Origin of the sequence: Oceanobacillus sp. E9, from assembly GCF_001741975.1 — a bacterium.
GTDB classification, from domain to species: domain Bacteria; phylum Bacillota; class Bacilli; order Bacillales; family Amphibacillaceae; genus Oceanobacillus; species Oceanobacillus kimchii.
In genome coordinates, this window is the sequence record NZ_LSNA01000005.1 from 357,047 (window position 1) to 374,033 (window position 16,987).

Annotated in this window: 16 protein-coding genes; all 16 read left to right on the forward strand. The window is 36.1% G+C overall.

Features of this window, described 5'->3' with window-relative positions; all coding sequences use genetic code 11:
* The first annotated feature begins 21 nt into the window (after positions 1 to 21).
* The 16 genes from gpr (at position 22) to AQ616_RS05480 (ending at position 16,987) form a co-directional block, all read left to right on the forward strand.
* Positions 22 to 1,125: a GPR endopeptidase gene (gene gpr, locus AQ616_RS05405; protein WP_017797089.1), complete on the forward strand. Its 1,104-nt coding sequence runs from the start codon at positions 22 to 24 to the stop codon at positions 1,123 to 1,125.
* A gap of 104 nt (positions 1,126 to 1,229) precedes the next feature.
* Entirely contained in the window at positions 1,230 to 2,384 is a 1,155-nt protein-coding gene (locus AQ616_RS05410) for a stage II sporulation protein P (protein WP_026133785.1), read from the forward strand.
* An 11-nt stretch (positions 2,385 to 2,395) separates the two neighbouring features.
* Positions 2,396 to 2,698, forward strand: coding sequence for a hypothetical protein (locus AQ616_RS05415; protein ID WP_069685235.1), 303 nt, complete (start codon positions 2,396 to 2,398; stop codon positions 2,696 to 2,698).
* A gap of 130 nt (positions 2,699 to 2,828) precedes the next feature.
* Complete coding sequence (gene lepA / locus AQ616_RS05420; RefSeq protein WP_017797086.1) at positions 2,829 to 4,637, forward strand: translation elongation factor 4; 1,809 nt, start codon at positions 2,829 to 2,831, stop codon at positions 4,635 to 4,637.
* 92 nt (positions 4,638 to 4,729) lie between these two features.
* Positions 4,730 to 5,902, forward strand: coding sequence for a radical SAM family heme chaperone HemW (hemW, locus tag AQ616_RS05425; RefSeq protein ID WP_069685236.1), 1,173 nt, complete (start codon positions 4,730 to 4,732; stop codon positions 5,900 to 5,902).
* Between the two features lie 85 nt (positions 5,903 to 5,987).
* A complete protein-coding gene (gene hrcA, locus AQ616_RS05430) occupies positions 5,988 to 7,019 on the forward strand; it encodes a heat-inducible transcriptional repressor HrcA (protein WP_069685237.1) in 1,032 nt (343 codons plus the stop codon).
* Positions 7,020 to 7,107: 88 nt separating this feature from the next.
* Positions 7,108 to 7,686 carry a nucleotide exchange factor GrpE gene (gene grpE, locus AQ616_RS05435; RefSeq protein ID WP_017797083.1) on the forward strand — a complete coding sequence of 193 codons (579 nt, stop codon included), beginning with the start codon at positions 7,108 to 7,110 and terminating at the stop codon, positions 7,684 to 7,686.
* 34 nt (positions 7,687 to 7,720) lie between these two features.
* Positions 7,721 to 9,559, forward strand: a complete 1,839-nt coding sequence (dnaK, locus tag AQ616_RS05440) for a molecular chaperone DnaK (protein WP_017797082.1) — start codon at positions 7,721 to 7,723, stop codon at positions 9,557 to 9,559.
* Between the two features lie 148 nt (positions 9,560 to 9,707).
* A complete protein-coding gene (dnaJ, locus tag AQ616_RS05445) occupies positions 9,708 to 10,835 on the forward strand; it encodes a molecular chaperone DnaJ (protein WP_017797081.1) in 1,128 nt (375 codons plus the stop codon).
* A 60-nt stretch (positions 10,836 to 10,895) separates the two neighbouring features.
* A complete protein-coding gene (gene prmA, locus AQ616_RS05450; protein WP_069685238.1) occupies positions 10,896 to 11,843 on the forward strand; it encodes a 50S ribosomal protein L11 methyltransferase in 948 nt (315 codons plus the stop codon).
* Positions 11,844 to 11,851: 8 nt separating this feature from the next.
* Positions 11,852 to 12,619: a 16S rRNA (uracil(1498)-N(3))-methyltransferase gene (locus AQ616_RS05455; RefSeq protein WP_017797079.1), complete on the forward strand. Its 768-nt coding sequence runs from the start codon at positions 11,852 to 11,854 to the stop codon at positions 12,617 to 12,619.
* On the forward strand, positions 12,616 to 13,968 hold the full coding sequence (mtaB, locus tag AQ616_RS05460) for a tRNA (N(6)-L-threonylcarbamoyladenosine(37)-C(2))-methylthiotransferase MtaB (protein ID WP_017797078.1): 1,353 nt from the start codon (positions 12,616 to 12,618) through the stop codon (positions 13,966 to 13,968). Before AQ616_RS05455 ends, mtaB begins: the two co-directional genes overlap by 4 nt.
* Positions 13,969 to 13,991: 23 nt before the next feature.
* Positions 13,992 to 14,657: a deoxyribose-phosphate aldolase gene (gene deoC / locus AQ616_RS05465; protein WP_069685239.1), complete on the forward strand. Its 666-nt coding sequence runs from the start codon at positions 13,992 to 13,994 to the stop codon at positions 14,655 to 14,657.
* Positions 14,658 to 14,807: 150 nt separating this feature from the next.
* The gene (gene rpsU, locus AQ616_RS05470; RefSeq protein ID WP_010650937.1) at positions 14,808 to 14,984 is read left to right on the forward strand and encodes a 30S ribosomal protein S21; all 177 of its coding nucleotides are present in this window, start codon (positions 14,808 to 14,810) and stop codon (positions 14,982 to 14,984) included.
* Positions 14,985 to 14,999: 15 nt separating this feature from the next.
* Positions 15,000 to 15,446, forward strand: coding sequence for a GatB/YqeY domain-containing protein (locus AQ616_RS05475; RefSeq protein WP_017797076.1), 447 nt, complete (start codon positions 15,000 to 15,002; stop codon positions 15,444 to 15,446).
* 200 nt (positions 15,447 to 15,646) lie between these two features.
* Positions 15,647 to 16,987 (forward strand): NfeD family protein, encoded by a 1,341-nt coding sequence (locus AQ616_RS05480; protein ID WP_069685240.1) that lies wholly within the window; start codon positions 15,647 to 15,649, stop codon positions 16,985 to 16,987.

Below are 16,987 nucleotides of genomic sequence, written 5' to 3' on the forward strand. Positions count from 1 at the left end.
ATAATTTGAAAGGATGAGAAGATGGAAGAACAACAAGTCCCTTTCCAGGTTCGTACTGACTTAGCAATTGAAGCGAAGGATATGTACAGTGAATCGAAGCCTGAAGAAACAAGTGATAAAGAGATAAAAGGAGTTACATTTAAAGAAAGAACGGATAAAGATATTAAGATTTCATATGTGGATATTGATAAAGAAGGAGAAAAGATATTAGGAAAAAAACCAGGTTCCTATGTCACTATCTATGCTGATGGGGTGAAAAAACAAGATACGGATCGTCAAAGACAAGCAGCTCAAGTTTTGGCAAAAGAACTAGAAGACTTAATGAGGAAAAATAACGTTACGAAAGAAAGTACATGTTTAGTTGTTGGCTTAGGAAATTGGAATGTTACTCCGGATGCGTTAGGACCGATGACCGTAGAAAAAGTATTAGTAACGAGTCATCTTTTTCGTCTGCAATATGAGACTGTAGCACAAGGCTATCGTGATGTTGCTGCTGTTACTCCAGGAGTTATGGGAGTAACAGGTATAGAAACTAGTGATATTATCTTTGGGATAGTTGAAAAGTATAAACCTGATTTGGTAATAGCAATCGATGCATTAGCTTCTCGTTCTATTAATCGTGTAAATGAAACGATTCAACTTTCAGACACAGGAATTCATCCTGGATCTGGAATTGGAAATAAACGAAAAGAAATCAGCAAAAAAACGTTAGGTATTCCGGTGATCGCTATTGGAGTTCCCACAGTTGTTGATGCAGTTACCATTACAAGTGATACGATTGACTATGTCTTAAAACATTTTGGTAGAGAGTGGAAAGAAAAAGATGACCCATCTAAATCTTTAACTCCTGCCGGTATGTCGTTTGGAAGTAGAGAATTAACAGACGAAGATTTACCAAATATGGAAAAAAGAAAGACAGTTTTAGGAATTGTAGGGGAACTGTCAGATGAAGAAAAGCGAAAACTTATCACCGAGGTTCTTACGCCGATGGGACATAATTTAATGGTAACTCCAAAAGAAGTTGATGGATTTATGATTGATATGGCAGAGGTATTAGCTAATGGTATAAATACTGCATTACATGAAAAGGTTGATGTTGATAACTTTGCTAACTATTCTCGTTAGCTCTATTAAATACTCTATTTTTTATCATTACACGGTTCTACTTTTTAAATTCCTCTCATAGATTAAATTAAGAGTTGGATGGAAAGGTGGAGTCGTGTATTCTTATGAAAAAAAACATCAAGCCCTTTATACAAGTCTTTTCAAGGCGAAGTGGACTATACCTAGCGAGCATACTCGTATTATTTTTAATGATCGGCATCTTAACTACAGTTCAGCCGGCTTATCGCTTTTCTTCAACTATTTTGTCTGATTGGACAAGAAATATCGATGAATTGGTATTCTATAATATGTTAGGAATGGAAAATCGAGCATATAAAAGTTCCTTCCCTGATGATGAAGAGTTGCCTAAGTTATCAAATATATTCTTCCAGCTTGCAACTAATATACAACCAAGTGATCCGAGAAGTCTCCTAGGAAATGAATTACCTGGTTTTTCAATATATGACAGCCAAATTTTAATGGCGAGCGGCGATGATAATCATTTTACAAGCTTTCCTATTGAATCCAATCCTCCTTTGGAAGAAGTGTTGAAGGACCGGGAAGCTGTTGTAGAAGAAGATGTTGATGAAGAGCTTCCTCCTGAAGAAGATGTAGAGCAAACTACTGGTGATCGAGATGTTGTTTTCCTATATACAACACACAATCGAGAATCGTTTTTACCACATTTGCCAGGTGTGGAAGATCCAAACTCTGCGATGCATGCCGAAATTAATATTTCTAAAGTCAGTGAACGGCTAGGACAATCTCTAGAAAGAAAAGGTATTGGTACTTACGTCGATAAGACAGATTTTGGCCAACAACTGAATGAACAAGGGAAAAAATATCATCAGTCCTATGAAGTATCTCGAGAAGCAGTAGAAACAGCATTTTCTGGAAATAAAGATATTCAGTATGTGTTTGATTTACATCGTGATGCGTTACGTAGAGATAAAACTACAATAGAAATTGATGGAGAAAGCTATGCCAAACTGATTTTTGTTGTTGGGACAGCACATGCGAATTATGAAGAAAATATGAAGACTGCTACAGAATTAAATGCACTTATTGAAGAAAAATATCCAGGATTGAGTCGAGGTATTTATCCAAAAGATGGTTCAAATGGAAATGGAGTATATAATCAAGATGTTTCGGGTAATGCATTACTAATCGAATTTGGAGGAGTCGACAATACGATGGAAGAACTGTATCGATCCGCTGATGCGTTAGCTGAAGTATTTAGTGAATATTATTGGGATGCAGAAGAAGTGTCTAATCCTTAGGAGGCGGTAATATGCGTGGTTTAATAATATTGTTGATCATGGTTATATTTTTCCTATCCGGATTTGTATTTGGAATTCAAAAAGATGAACAAGCATCAACAGTAGAAACTACTGAAACCACTCCTGCTGTAGAAGAAACAACTGAGACTGTATCTTCGCAACCATCAATGGAACAAGAAGCAAACGTATATGAAATCGAAGAGGGACAATATTCATTAACAAATAAAACCGCTTCGGTATTAGAAGCTACGGTAAAAAAAGTGTTTGATATCATAGTTGGAATTATGTATGAAATATCCAAAATCTTTTTTTAATAAACCTATTTGTTTATTTAATAATTGAATCTGAAGGCGTCAATTGCTATAATCATCCTAGTAATTGACGTCTTATTTTAATATAGTATATATAGAAACGTGTAGGATTAAAACTAGGAGTGTGCATGAAATGGCGAACAAAAAAAGAAACGTCAGGAATTTTTCGATTATCGCTCATATAGACCATGGGAAGTCTACTTTAGCTGATCGAATACTTGAAAATACAAAAACAGTAACGAAGCGTGAAATGAAAGATCAACTATTAGATGGAATGGATTTAGAACGCGAACGTGGAATTACGATTAAATTAAACGCAGTTCAACTTGCATACACAAGTAATAAGGGAGAAGAGTTCATTTTTCACTTAATTGATACACCAGGACATGTGGATTTCACATATGAGGTCTCTCGAAGTTTAGCTGCTTGTGAAGGAGCAATTTTAGTAGTTGATGCGGCTCAAGGAATCGAAGCTCAGACATTAGCGAATGTGTATTTAGCTATGGAAAATGAGCTTGAGATTATACCTGTAATTAATAAAATCGATTTACCTAGTGCAGATACTGAAAAAGTCAAAAAAGAATTAGAAGATATACTAGGAATTGATGGTGACGATGTTATATTAGCCTCTGCAAAAGCAAATATTGGTATTGAAGAAATATTAGAACGTGTTACAGAAGTCGTACCAGAACCAGCTGGTGATGGTGAAGCACCTTTAAAAGCTTTAATTTTTGATTCTTTATATGATTCTTATCGTGGTGTTATCGCTTATGTGTGTGTGAAAGAAGGTTCAATAAAAGTTGGTGATAAGATTCAAATGATGGCGACAGGAAAAGAATTTGAAGTTAATGAAGTAGGGGTATTTACACCAAAAACGGTTCCTAAAAAAGAATTACACGTAGGAGATGTAGGATATCTGACTGCTTCTATAAAAAATGTGGGAGATTCTCGTGTAGGGGATACCATCACTCATGCAAATCGGAAAGCAGAAGAAGCTTTGCCTGGTTATCGTCGTTTAAATCCTATGGTGTTCTGTGGAATGTATCCAGTCGATTCCAATGATTATAATGACTTAAGAGAAGCTTTAGAACGTCTTGAATTAAATGATTCCTCGTTACAGTATGATCCAGAAACTTCTCAAGCATTAGGTTTTGGATATCGTTGCGGATTCTTAGGTCTATTGCATATGGAAATTATTCAAGAGCGAATTGAGCGGGAATTTGGTATTGATTTAATTACAACAGCACCAAGTGTTATTTTTGAGGTTGAAAAAACAGATGGAGAAGTATTAAATATCGATAACCCATCTGAGATGCCTGATCCTCAAGTAGTAGAACAAATACGTGAACCATATGTTGAAGCAACAATAATGGTTCCGAATGAATATGTTGGCCCAGTTATGGAGATTTCACAGAAAAAACGTGGTAATTTTATTGATATGCAATACATGGATGACATTCGAGTAAATGTCGTATACCATATACCATTATCCGAAATTGTCTTTGATTTCTTTGACCAACTAAAGTCTAATACAAAAGGATATGCTTCATTTGACTATGAATTAATTGGCTATCAACAATCGAACTTAGTTAAGATGGATATTTTATTAAATGGAGATACGATAGATGCATTATCTTTTGTTGTCCATCGTGATTTTGCATATGAGCGCGGAAAACAAATTGTAGAGAAATTAAAAGAGTTAATTCCAAGACAACAATTTGAAGTACCAGTACAAGCTGCGATAGGAAATAAAATAGTAGCGAGATCAAATATTAAAGCAGTGCGTAAAGATGTTACTGCCAAACTCTATGGTGGAGATATAACACGTAAACGTAAACTATTAGAGAAACAAAAAGAAGGAAAGAAACGAATGAAAATGGTTGGATCTGTAGAAGTACCGCAAGAGGCATTTATGGCGGTATTGAAGATGGATGATAACTAATAGTATGATAAAAAGATTTATAAATGGATATAGAGGGGACTGGTAGAATGATATCTATCAGTTTTCCTTTTTATTAGAAGGGTTGATTAATTTTGAATTCAATAAAGGCAGTATACATACACATTCCATTTTGTAAACAAATATGTCATTACTGCAATTTTGTTAAATACTTTTATATGGAAAATAAGGCTGACGATTATGTTGAAGCACTCATCCGTGAAATAGATTGCACAGTATCAGGATATAATGTTCATGTAGATACAATTTATATGGGTGGAGGCACACCTACCGCTTTAAATGTTGAACAACTCAAAAAATTATTTGGTTTTTTAGATAGAAAATTTAATTTAGGAACTTGTAAAGAGTTTACGATTGAAATAAATCCCGGTGACATCGATCAAGAAAAAGCTCATTTACTTTCTTCGTATGGAGTTAACCGTGTTTCGTTCGGTGTACAAGTAATGGACGATGACATGCTACGTAAAATCGGTAGAATGCATTCTGTGAAAGATGTATATGAAACAGTCAATCTATTAACCAAAAATGAATTCCATAATATAAGTCTGGATTTAATCTATGCATTACCAAACCAAACAGTAGAACACTTTGAACAAACATTAAATGATGCGCTTCAATTTGGATTACCACATTATTCAACCTATGCATTACAAATCGAACCGAAGACGGTATTTTATCATAAGCAGAATAAAGGTCAGTTACAACGCCCTCCAGAGGATGCAGAAGTGGAAATGTATCGCATATTGCAACGGGAGATGAAAAATCGTGGAATAGAGCAGTATGAAATAAGTAATTTTGCAAAACCTGGGTATGAAAGTAACCATAACCTTACATATTGGAATAATGATTATTATTACGGGTTTGGTGCAGGAGCTCATGGATACATTCCAGGTAAGCGAACATCAAATATTAAACCATTAGGTACGTATATCCGTTCTGCTAGTGAAGGAAGTGCAATTGACGAAATTGAAACAATCACTATTAAAGACCAAATAGAAGAAGAACTTTTCTTACAGCTACGTAAAACATCTGGAATTAGTAAAAAGATGTTTCAACAAAAATATGGAGTATCTCTCGAAAAATTATATGCAAATGAATTGCAGGTGCTATTAGAACAAGGTTTATTAAGATTGAAAGATGGGAACTACCGTTTAACGGACAGAGGAATGCTATTAGGGGATCAAGTATTCTCGAAATTCTTAATGATGCAATCTTTTGATGATAAAATTATTCAATTAGAAAGCTAAACTGTTTGACAAAGAAAAAGGGATTTGATAATTTATTTATAGAATTAGCACTCAATAATCAAGAGTGCTAACAGAGGTGATCATCATGTTAACTGAAAGGCAACTGATCATTTTACAAGTCATTATTGATGATTTTATTGAAACTGCACACCCCATTGGGTCACGTGCATTATCAAAAAAGGAATACCTTCCGTATAGTGCAGCTACTATCCGGAATGAAATGGCGGACTTAGAAGATTTAGGTTTTCTTGAAAAAACGCATACTTCATCAGGAAGAATTCCTTCAGAAAAAGGTTATCGTTATTATGTAGACCACCTTATAGGTCCAGTGATGAACCAGCATGAAGCGGGAATATTACGTAATTATACTGACGGAGAGTTTTTCGAATTTGAACAAGTAGTACAAATGACTGCAGAAGTATTATCTGAACTAACAAATTATACTTCGATAATTTTAGGGCCAGAAATGTTTGAAGCTACGCTGAAACAAATTCAAGTATTGACACTTTCTGATCATACCGCTGTAGCGATCCTAGTAACCAGCACTGGTCATGTAGAGCACCGATCTTTTGCCCTACCTAAAGGCATAGCTTCTTCGGATTTAGAAAAATTAGTGAATATTTTAAATGACCGGTTAAGAGGTGTGCCGATTATACGATTAGGTGAGGTTATTTCCAGTGAGGTTGTACAACTAATGAGACGCTATATAGTTGATTCTGAGGCTTCTTTTGATTTACTTCGAGCATTCTTTATGAACGAACATCCTGTTAAATTGTATTTTGGCGGGAAATCGAACATTCTAATGCAGCCTGAGTTTAACGATGTTGATAAAATTCGATCGTTTTATGCCTTAATAGAACAAGAAGATGAAATAGCAAATCTCTTAAAAAATACACATCATGGTATAAAAGTGTCGATTGGCAATGAAAATGAAGTAGAAGCAATCAAAGATTTAAGTCTCATAACTGCATCCTATCATGTTGGAGAAAATCTTATGGGCACAATTGCCTTATTAGGGCCAACAAGAATGGAATACAAAAAGGTGATTTCTTTAATGAAAGGAATTTCCGATGAAATGACTAACACTTTAGATAAGTGGTATAAGCGAGATTCTTAGCTAAAATTCTTTTAAAACGTCTTGGTTTTCTAATTAGTGCAATCATGATATAGTCAATGATGGAAATTGAAAGCGAGGTGCCACTCAAATGAACGATAAAAATGATCAAGTTACTTCTGACCAAGTGCAAGAAAACGAACAAGAAGTAATTGATGTAAACGAATCCGTTGATCAATCAGAAGAGAATGAAACGGAGCAACCTCAAGAAGAGGCTGTTGAAAATGATGAAATTGCAAAACTACAACAAGAAAAAGATGAAACTTACAATCGCTTAGTGCGTCTTCAAGCAGAATTTGATAACTATAAGCGAAGAACGCTAAAAGAAAGAGAGGCGGATCGTAAGTATAAATCACAAGATTTAATCACGGAACTTTTACCAGCTATGGATAACTTTGAACGAGCTTTACAGGTTGAAGTGACGGAAGAAAACAAGAGCATTATCGACGGTATAATGATGGTGTATCGCCAACTACAAGAAGCTTTAACATCGCAAGGTGTTGAGCCAATCAAAACCGAGGGTGAGGCTTTTGACCCGAATCTTCATCACGCAGTAATGCAAATTGAGGATGAAAGTGTGGAATCCAATGTAGTTGTAGAAGAATTACAAAAAGGATACCAGCTTAAAGATCGTGTTATTCGACCAGCGATGGTAAAAGTGAATAAATAATTGAAAGTTATTGCAGTTAAGGAGGAAATAAACAATGAGTAAAATTATTGGAATTGACTTAGGAACTACAAATTCATGTGTATCAGTAATGGAAGGTGGCGAAGCTGTTGTCATTCCGAACCCGGAAGGTAACCGTACTTCTCCATCTGTAGTTGCTTTTAAAAATGGTGAACGCCAAGTTGGTGAAGTAGCTAAACGACAAGCAATTACAAACCCAAACACTATTCAATCTATTAAGCGTCACATGGGTACAGACTATAAAGTTAAAATTGAAGATAAAGAATACACTCCTCAAGAGGTTTCTGCGATTATTCTTCAATACATTAAGTCTTATGCGGAAGATTACATTGGTGAAAAAGTGGAAAAAGCGGTAATCACAGTACCAGCATACTTTAATGATGCAGAGCGTCAAGCTACAAAAGATGCAGGTAAAATCGCAGGTCTTGAAGTAGAACGTATTATTAACGAACCTACTGCAGCAGCATTAGCATATGGTATTGACAAAGAAGATCAAGATCAAACAATCCTTGTGTATGACCTTGGTGGTGGTACATTTGACGTGTCTATTCTTGATATTGGTGATGGTACATTTGAAGTAGTATCTACTGCAGGTGACAATCGTCTAGGTGGAGATGATTTTGACCAAGTGATTATTGATCATATGGTACAAGAGTTTAAAAAAGAAAACGGAATTGATCTATCTCAAGATAAAATGGCTACACAGCGCTTGAAAGATGCAGCAGAAAAAGCGAAAAAAGATTTATCTGGTGTAACACAAACACAAATCTCTCTTCCGTTTATAACAGCAGGAGAAGCTGGTCCGTTACACTTAGAAATGACTATGTCCCGTGCGAAATTTGACGAGATTTCTTCAGACTTAGTTGAACGTACAATGCAACCAACTCGTAAAGCATTATCCGATGCAAGCTTATCAAAAAGCGACATTGATAAAGTAATTCTTGTTGGTGGTTCTACTCGTATCCCGGCTGTTCAAGAAGCTATTAAGAAAGAATTAGGTCAGGATCCTTCAAAAGGTGTAAATCCAGATGAAGTCGTAGCACTTGGTGCTGCAATTCAAGGTGGAGTTCTTCAAGGGGATGTAAAAGATGTATTATTACTTGATGTAACACCATTATCATTAGGTATCGAAACGATGGGGGCAGTAACTACAAAATTAATTGAACGTAATACTACTATTCCAACTAGTGCGTCTCAAACATTTTCTACTGCAGCTGATAATCAAACAGCAGTTGATATTCATGTCCTTCAAGGTGAACGTGAAATGGCTGCAGATAATAAAACACTTGGACGCTTCCAATTAACTGATATCCCACCAGCACCACGTGGTATGCCACAAATTGAAGTTAGCTTTGATATTGATGCTAATGGTATTGTTAACGTACGTGCAAAAGACCTTGGTACGAATAAAGAACAATCAATTACAATTAAATCTTCATCAGGTCTTTCTGATGAGGAAGTAGATCGTATGGTAAAAGAAGCTGAAGAAAATGCAGATGCGGATAAACAACGCCGTGAAGAAGTAGATTTAAGAAATGAAGCAGATCAACTTATCTTTACAACAGATAAAACAATCAAAGACTTAGATGATAAAGTTTCTGAAGAAGATAAACAAAAAGCAGAATCTGCTAAAGATGAATTGAAACAAGCGCTTGAGTCCGGTGATATGGAACAAGTGAAAGCGAAAAAAGAAGCATTAGAAGAGCATGTACAACAATTATCTGCTAAACTTTATGAGCAAGTACAACAAGAAGCTCAACAAGCTTCTGGTGAGCAAGGTGAAGAAAGTGGTAAACAAGATGATGATGTTGTAGACGCTGATTATTCTGAAGTAGACGATGATGATAAAAAATAATAGCTGATGAAATAAATGAAAAGTCAAAGTCAGGATTCTCTTGACTTTGACTTTTTTAGGGATTTATGGAAATAACTATTTGCTTTAGACAAATAGTTGATGATAAGATAAAACTTATGCTATAAGTGTGTCGGGAGAGTGATGTAAGGTGAGTAAACGAGATTATTATGAGATATTAGGGATTGATAAATCTGCATCTCAAGATGAAATAAAGAAAAGCTATCGTAAATTGGCTCGTAAGTACCACCCAGACGTGAATAAAGAAGAGGGTGCAGCGGATAAGTTTAAAGAAGTGAAAGAAGCTTATGAAGTACTTAGTGATGACCAAAAACGTGCTCAATATGATCAATTTGGTCATTCAGGACCTCAAAGTCAAGGCTTTGGAGGCTTTGGTGGTGGAGCACAAGACTTTGGTGGCTTCGGAGATATATTTGATATGTTCTTTGGAGGCGGAGGTCGCTCACGTGATCCAAATGCTCCACAACAAGGTAATGATTTGCAATATACAATGATTTTAAACTTTGAAGAAGCTATCTTTGGAAAAGAAACGGATATTGAAATTCCAAAAGAAGAATCTTGTGACACTTGTAATGGATCAGGTGCAAAACCAGGAACAAAACCACAAACATGTTCCCATTGCAATGGTGCTGGTCAGTTAAACCAAGAACAGAACACACCATTTGGACGTGTAGTAAATCGCAGAGTATGTAATTATTGTCAAGGTTCCGGTAAAATAATACCTGAAAAATGTAATACTTGTGGTGGTTCAGGAAAAATCCAGAAGAAGAAGAAGATTCATATCACCATTCCAGCAGGCATTGATGAAGGTCAACAAATTAGAGTAGCGGGTAAAGGCGAAGCTGGTATAAATGGTGGCCCGGCAGGAGATTTATTTGTCGTAATTAAAGTACGACCACATGATTTCTTTGTACGTGAAGGAGATCATATTTTCTGCGAATTGCCTCTGACCTATGCGCAAGCTGCTTTGGGTGATGAATTAGAGGTTCCTACGGTACATGGAAAAGTAAAAGTTAAAGTTCCTGCTGGGACACAAACTGGAAAAACTTTCAGACTTAAAGGTAAAGGTGCACCGAATGTAAGAGGTAAAGGGCATGGAGATCAGCATATTAAGATCAAAGTGATGACACCTACTAACTTATCTGAAAAACAAAAAGAACTACTTCGAGAGTTTAATGAACTTGGTGGAAATGAGTCAACTGATGAACAAGATGATAATATTTTCCAACGCTTTCGTAGAGCTTTTAAAGGAGAATAACGGTACAAAATTTTTTGTGCCGTTTACATAGATATTTTTTCCTGGACGGGTGGTAACTAAATGAAATGGTCAGAGATAAGTATTCATACAACAAATGAAGCAATTGAACCAATTTCGAATATACTACATGAAACTGGTGCAAGTGGTCTTGTTATTGAGGATCCATTAGATCTTGAGAGGATGGAGCGTGCTCAGTTTGGGGAACTTTATGACCTTGACCCCACACTATACCCTGAAGAAGGAGTACGTATAAAAGCATATCTTCCTATGAATAGCTTTTTAGGAGAAACGGTTGAAGAAATAAAACAGGCTATAAATCAATTGTTGCTCTATGACATTGATTTAGGTAAGAATGAAGTCTTGTTAAGTGAAGTTCATGAAGAAGAATGGGCAACGGCATGGAAGAAGTATTATAAACCGGTTAAAATATCGAATCGTATTACAATTACTCCCACATGGGAAGATTATACACCAGTATCTAGTGATGAATTGATTATCGAATTAGATCCTGGTATGGCTTTTGGTACGGGAACACATCCAACAACAGTTCTAAGTATTCAAGGATTAGAAGCGTATGTAAATCCAGGAGATTTAGTAATGGATGTAGGTTGTGGATCAGGTGTTTTAAGTATAGCTGCTGCCAAATTAGGGGCGGAAAAAGTGTATGCTTACGATCTTGATGAAATAGCTGTAAAAAGTACAAAATTAAACTCCAAGTTAAATCAGATTCATGAATCAGTTATGGTAAAACAAAATAACTTGCTAGAGGGTGTTCAGCAAGAGGCAGATGTCATCGTATCCAATATCTTAGCAGAAATTATCGTACGTTTTGTCGATGATGCATGGAGTAATTTAAAAGAAGGCGGATATTTTATCACTTCTGGAATTATCCAAAATAAAAAACAATTTGTAAAAGATAAATTGACGGAACAAGGATTTGAAGTTATTTCTCTAAACGAAATGGAAGACTGGGTTTCAATTGTTGCTAAGAAGCCAAGTGAAAAGTAGGTGAAGAGATGCAAAGATACTTTGTATTACAAGAAAATGTTACTCGGAACTCAATACGTATTACAGGAGATGATGTCCATCATCTACAACGAGTAATGCGATCACAAGTTGGTGAGAACATCATTTGTAATTCTGAGAACGGACAAGCTGCTTTATGTCGTATTACGATGTTAACGGATGATTATGTGGATGTAGAAGTAATAGAATGGTTAAAAGACACGAATGAATTACCGGTACATGTTACGATTGCTCAAGGGATACCAAAAGGGGATAAGTTTGATTTGATACTTCAAAAGGGTACGGAATTGGGTGCTACAGCATTTATCCCTTTCCAAGCTGAACGTTCAATAGCTATTTGGAATGATGAGAAAAAGTATCATAAAAAAGTAAAGAGATTTCAAAAAATCCTAAAGGAAGCAAGTGAGCAAAGCCATCGGAATCGGATCCCTACGTTATATCCGGTTATGAATTTAAAACAACTTTTGGATGAAGCTCCTGCTCACACTGTAAAATTATTTGCGTATGAAGAAGAAGCAAAAACAGAGAAGATGACTTCAAAGTTGGTGAACTCGCTACAAAACATTTCATCTCATGATAAAATAATTCTCTGTATTGGTCCTGAAGGCGGGTTTTCAAATGAAGAAGCAGACCAATTAATAGAAAATGATTTTATACCTATCCGCCTTGGAAAACGTATTTTACGCACAGAAACAGCCGCTTTATATGCTCTATCGAGTATTTCCTATCAATTAGAAGAATTGAGGTGTTTAACATGACCACAGTGGCTTTTCATACACTGGGCTGTAAAGTTAATCATTATGAAACAGAAGGAATCTGGAGGATGTTTAAAGAAGAAGGTTATGAAAGAGTAGACTTTGATCATAATTCGGATGTGTATGTGATTAATACTTGTACGGTTACTAATTCTGGTGATAAAAAAAGCAGACAAGTCATCCGCAGAGCGATTCGTAAAAATCCAGATGCAGTGGTCTGCGTAACTGGGTGCTATGCTCAAACTTCACCAGGTGAAATAATGGAAATCCCTGGCGTAGATATAGTAGTAGGTACGCAAGATCGTAAAAATATTTTTTCTTATATTGAAGAACACCAGAAAACAAAAGAACCTATTAATGGTGTTTCAAACATAATGAAAAATCGCGTCTTTGAAGAAATGGATGTCCCAGTTTTTACTGATCGTACGCGTGCATCATTGAAAATACAAGAAGGTTGTAACAACTTCTGCACATTTTGTATTATTCCATGGTCCAGAGGATTATTACGATCTAGAGATCCAAAGAATGTGATAGAGCAAGCTAATAAATTAGTAAAAGCAGGGTATAAAGAACTTGTTCTAACTGGTATTCATACAGCTGGATACGGAGAAGATATGAAAGACTACAATTTTGCTATGCTACTCAGAGAACTAGAAGAAGTTGAAGGATTAGAGCGAATTCGAATCAGTTCTATTGAAGCTAGTCAAATTACGGATGAAGTCATTGACGTGCTAGACAAAAGTAATAAGATTGTCCGTCATCTTCATATACCGTTGCAGTCAGGATCCGATAGTGTTCTAGCTCGAATGCGAAGAAAATATTCTACAAGTTTTTATAAAGAAAAAGTTAGTAAACTGCAAAGAGCATTACCTGGATTAGCGATTACTTCCGATGTAATTGTTGGATTTCCGGGTGAAACAGAGGAAGAATTTCAACAAACTTATTCCTTTATAAAAGAAATTGGATATGCAGAACTACACGTATTTCCATTTTCGAGAAGAACAGGAACACCAGCTGCTCGTATGGAAGATCAAGTTGAAGACACTATCAAAGAAGAACGCGTTCATCATTTAATTGCACTTTCTGACCAACTTGCGAAAGAATATGCCTCAAGATATGAAAATGAAGTATTAGAGGTTATACCAGAAGAGCGACTAGATGAGGACAAACCAAATATATTAGTTGGCTATACTGATAATTATATGAAAGTACAATTTGAAGGTACACCTGACTTAATAGGAAAAATTGTTAAAGTCAAAGTAACTAAATCAGGATATCCTATTAATCAAGGAATCTTTGTTCGAGTTATGGAACATTCAACACACAGTAAAGCAAAAGTTTATGGTGCTTAACTTATTTGAAAGGAAGAGATTTAATGGATTTAGCTAAATATATCGATCATACGCAACTAAAACCAGAAACAACAAAGGAAAGTATTGTGAAGATTGTGGAAGAGGCAAAGCAACATGAATTTGCTTCAGTTTGTGTTAATCCGCATTGGGTGTCATACTGCCATAATGAATTAAAAGATACACCAGTTAAAGTTTGTACAGTAATTGGTTTCCCATTAGGGGCAACTTCTACAGAAACAAAAATATTTGAAACTAAACAAGCTATAACGGATGGCGCTACAGAAGTCGATATGGTAATCAATGTTGGTGAATTAAAGTCAAATAATGATGAATTCGTTGAAAAAGACATTCGTGCAGTTGTAGAAGCAGCTAAAGGAAAAGCTTTAACAAAAGTAATTATCGAAACTAGTCTTTTAACAGAAGACGAAAAAGTACGAGCTTGTAAATTAGCAAAAAATGCAGAAGCTGACTACGTAAAAACTTCTACTGGATTCTCTGGCGGTGGAGCAACTGTGGAAGATATTCGCCTCATGCGCGAGACAGTAGGTCCGGAAATGGGTGTAAAAGCATCTGGTGGTGTTCGCGATCTAGAGCAAACAAAAGCTATGATTGAAGCGGGTGCGACTAGAATTGGAGCTAGCTCGGGTGTGGCAATTATTTCAGGTGAACAAGGATCACCCGACTACTAAAATCTGTACAATTCTTTGTTCCCAATTTTTAATATTAGATACAAATAACCGTTGACCTGTAAACATGTTTATATTATACTTTAAAAAGGCATGAGAGTAGATTCATGCTTGTATAAATTGGTTTTGTGCTTCGGAGGGAGGGAAATTAGCATGTCAAATACAACTCGCGTTCGTAAAAACGAGTCTCTTGAAGATGCTCTTCGTCGCTTTAAACGCAGTGTGTCAAAAAGCGGTACACTACAGGAATATCGTAAACGTGAACACTATGAAAAACCTAGTGTAAAACGTAAGAAGAAATCAGAAGCTGCTAGAAAACGTAAATTCTAAAGTAGGTGCAAGCGTATGACGTTACTTGATCGTCTGAATCAAGATATGAAGCAAGCGATGAAGAACAAAGATAAAGAAAGCCTTAGCGTTATTCGCATGGTAAAAGCTTCTATTCAGAATGAATCGATAAAACTTGGTAAAGATACACTTTCTGAGGACGAAGATTTAACAATTCTGTCTAGAGAAGTTAAACAAAGAAAAGATTCCCTCCAAGAATTCAAGAATGCTGGAAGAGAAGATTTAGTAGAAAAAATCGAAAAAGAACTGGAAATACTTAATACGTATTTACCAGAACAACTTTCAGATGATGAGTTAAGATCGATCATTCAGGAAACGATTCAAGAAGTGAATGCTACATCGATGAAGGATATGGGTAAAGTGATGGGCGCTGTTATGCCGAAAGTAAAAGGTAAAGCAGATGGCTCTCAAATAAAAACAAAAGTGCAAGAAGAATTGCGCTAATTAAAAGAGATCATCCTAAACTGGGATGATCTCTTTTTGATGAAATCTAAATAATGTTTATTCGTTGCTAAGGTCTGACTTTCTCTACTGTTCAATTGTATGGTACTATCAAGATGTACCGAATACGCGAAAAAAGATGAATCCTTTTAACTGATTGCTTCGTATTATAGGTATAGGTGATTTATAGGGGGTGATTTAAGTTGATTGGAAAGCGGATTAGATATGCTGTATACATAACTTTCATTGTGATTCTTTTCTGCATACCTTTTGCATCTGAAAATTCCGTAGATGCAGAACAAGGGGAAGGAGAAACCGTCTATATTATTCCAATAGAAAACGAAGTAGAGCGAGGTTTAGAAGCCTTCTTGAATAGAGCAACAGAAGAAGCGATGGAAAATGGTGCAGATCATATCATTTTTGAAATAGATACACCAGGAGGGAGAGTAGATTCGGCAGGTAAAATCGGTTCGCTGATTCAAAGCTTAGTTGTTCCTTCCACATCGTATATAGTTAACGAAGCACTATCAGCTGGGTCTTATATCGCGTTATTTTCTGATAATATCTACTTTAACCCACATGCTACTATGGGAGCAAGTGGGGTAATTAATCAAGATGGAACAGCTGCAGATGCAAAAGCTCAATCTGCTTGGTTAGCACAAATGAGAAGTGCTGCTGAATCACAAGGGAGAGATCCGATTTTTGCAGCAGCAATGGCAGATAGTAGCATTGACCTTCCAGAATTTGGTGCTCCGGAAGGGAAGTTTTTAACTTTAGGACCAAGTGATGCTGTAGAAGTAGGTTATGCAGAAGGAATAGTAGATGATCGAAATGAGTTACTTTCAGAACTAGAATTAAGTAATGCAAGTGTAGTAGAAGTCGAAACATCTTTTGCAGAAGAACTAGCTCGCTTTCTAACGAACCCTGTAGTAATCCCCATCCTACTATCCGTTGCGAGTCTTGGTTTAGTAGTAGAATTGTATTCACCTGGTTTTGGTGTGCCTGGAACAATGGGATTAGTTGCACTGTTATTATTTTTCTATGGACATATTGTAGCTGGTCTTGCAGGTATGGAGGCAATTATTCTTCTATTGATTGGTGTCGGTTTAATTATTGCTGAATTTTTTGTTACAAGCGGTATTCTGGGCTTTATTGGTATAGCCGCCGTAATAGGTTCTTTGTTTATGTCCGGTTACGATCTTGGTCATATGTCTCTTAGTATAGGTATAGCCTTTTTAATTGCCGTAATTGTTGGGGTAATCTTGTTTAGAAGAATTGGAATGGATAAAGGAGTTTTCCGCCATATTATACTAAGAGATAGTACTGCAACAGAGCAAGGATATGTGTCTTCCGTTAACCGAATAGAACTAGTAGGACTGGAAGGAACAGCATTAACATCGCTGCGCCCATCAGGGATTGGTCTTTTTGAAGATGAACAAATTGACGTAGTGTCAGATGGTTCATTTATAGGGAAAGGACAACATCTTAAAATCATTCGTGTAGAAGGTGTACGTGTAGTAGTAAAGGAAATCAAAAAAAATTAG

What these genes read in the sequence shown, in the direction of transcription:
- gpr (WP_017797089.1), top strand. Translation starts at nt 22, where the DNA reads ATGGAAGAACAACAAGTCCCTTTCCAGGTTCGTACTGACTTAGCAATT.
- AQ616_RS05410 (WP_026133785.1), top strand. Translation starts at nt 1,230, where the DNA reads ATGAAAAAAAACATCAAGCCCTTTATACAAGTCTTTTCAAGGCGAAGT.
- AQ616_RS05415 (WP_069685235.1), top strand. Translation starts at nt 2,396, where the DNA reads ATGCGTGGTTTAATAATATTGTTGATCATGGTTATATTTTTCCTATCC.
- lepA (WP_017797086.1), top strand. Translation starts at nt 2,829, where the DNA reads ATGGCGAACAAAAAAAGAAACGTCAGGAATTTTTCGATTATCGCTCAT.
- hrcA (WP_069685237.1), top strand. Translation starts at nt 5,988, where the DNA reads ATGTTAACTGAAAGGCAACTGATCATTTTACAAGTCATTATTGATGAT.
- grpE (WP_017797083.1), top strand. Translation starts at nt 7,108, where the DNA reads ATGAACGATAAAAATGATCAAGTTACTTCTGACCAAGTGCAAGAAAAC.
- dnaK (WP_017797082.1), top strand. Translation starts at nt 7,721, where the DNA reads ATGAGTAAAATTATTGGAATTGACTTAGGAACTACAAATTCATGTGTA.
- prmA (WP_069685238.1), top strand. Translation starts at nt 10,896, where the DNA reads ATGAAATGGTCAGAGATAAGTATTCATACAACAAATGAAGCAATTGAA.
- AQ616_RS05455 (WP_017797079.1), top strand. Translation starts at nt 11,852, where the DNA reads ATGCAAAGATACTTTGTATTACAAGAAAATGTTACTCGGAACTCAATA.
- mtaB (WP_017797078.1), top strand. Translation starts at nt 12,616, where the DNA reads ATGACCACAGTGGCTTTTCATACACTGGGCTGTAAAGTTAATCATTAT.
- deoC (WP_069685239.1), top strand. Translation starts at nt 13,992, where the DNA reads ATGGATTTAGCTAAATATATCGATCATACGCAACTAAAACCAGAAACA.
- rpsU (WP_010650937.1), top strand. Translation starts at nt 14,808, where the DNA reads ATGTCAAATACAACTCGCGTTCGTAAAAACGAGTCTCTTGAAGATGCT.
- AQ616_RS05475 (WP_017797076.1), top strand. Translation starts at nt 15,000, where the DNA reads ATGACGTTACTTGATCGTCTGAATCAAGATATGAAGCAAGCGATGAAG.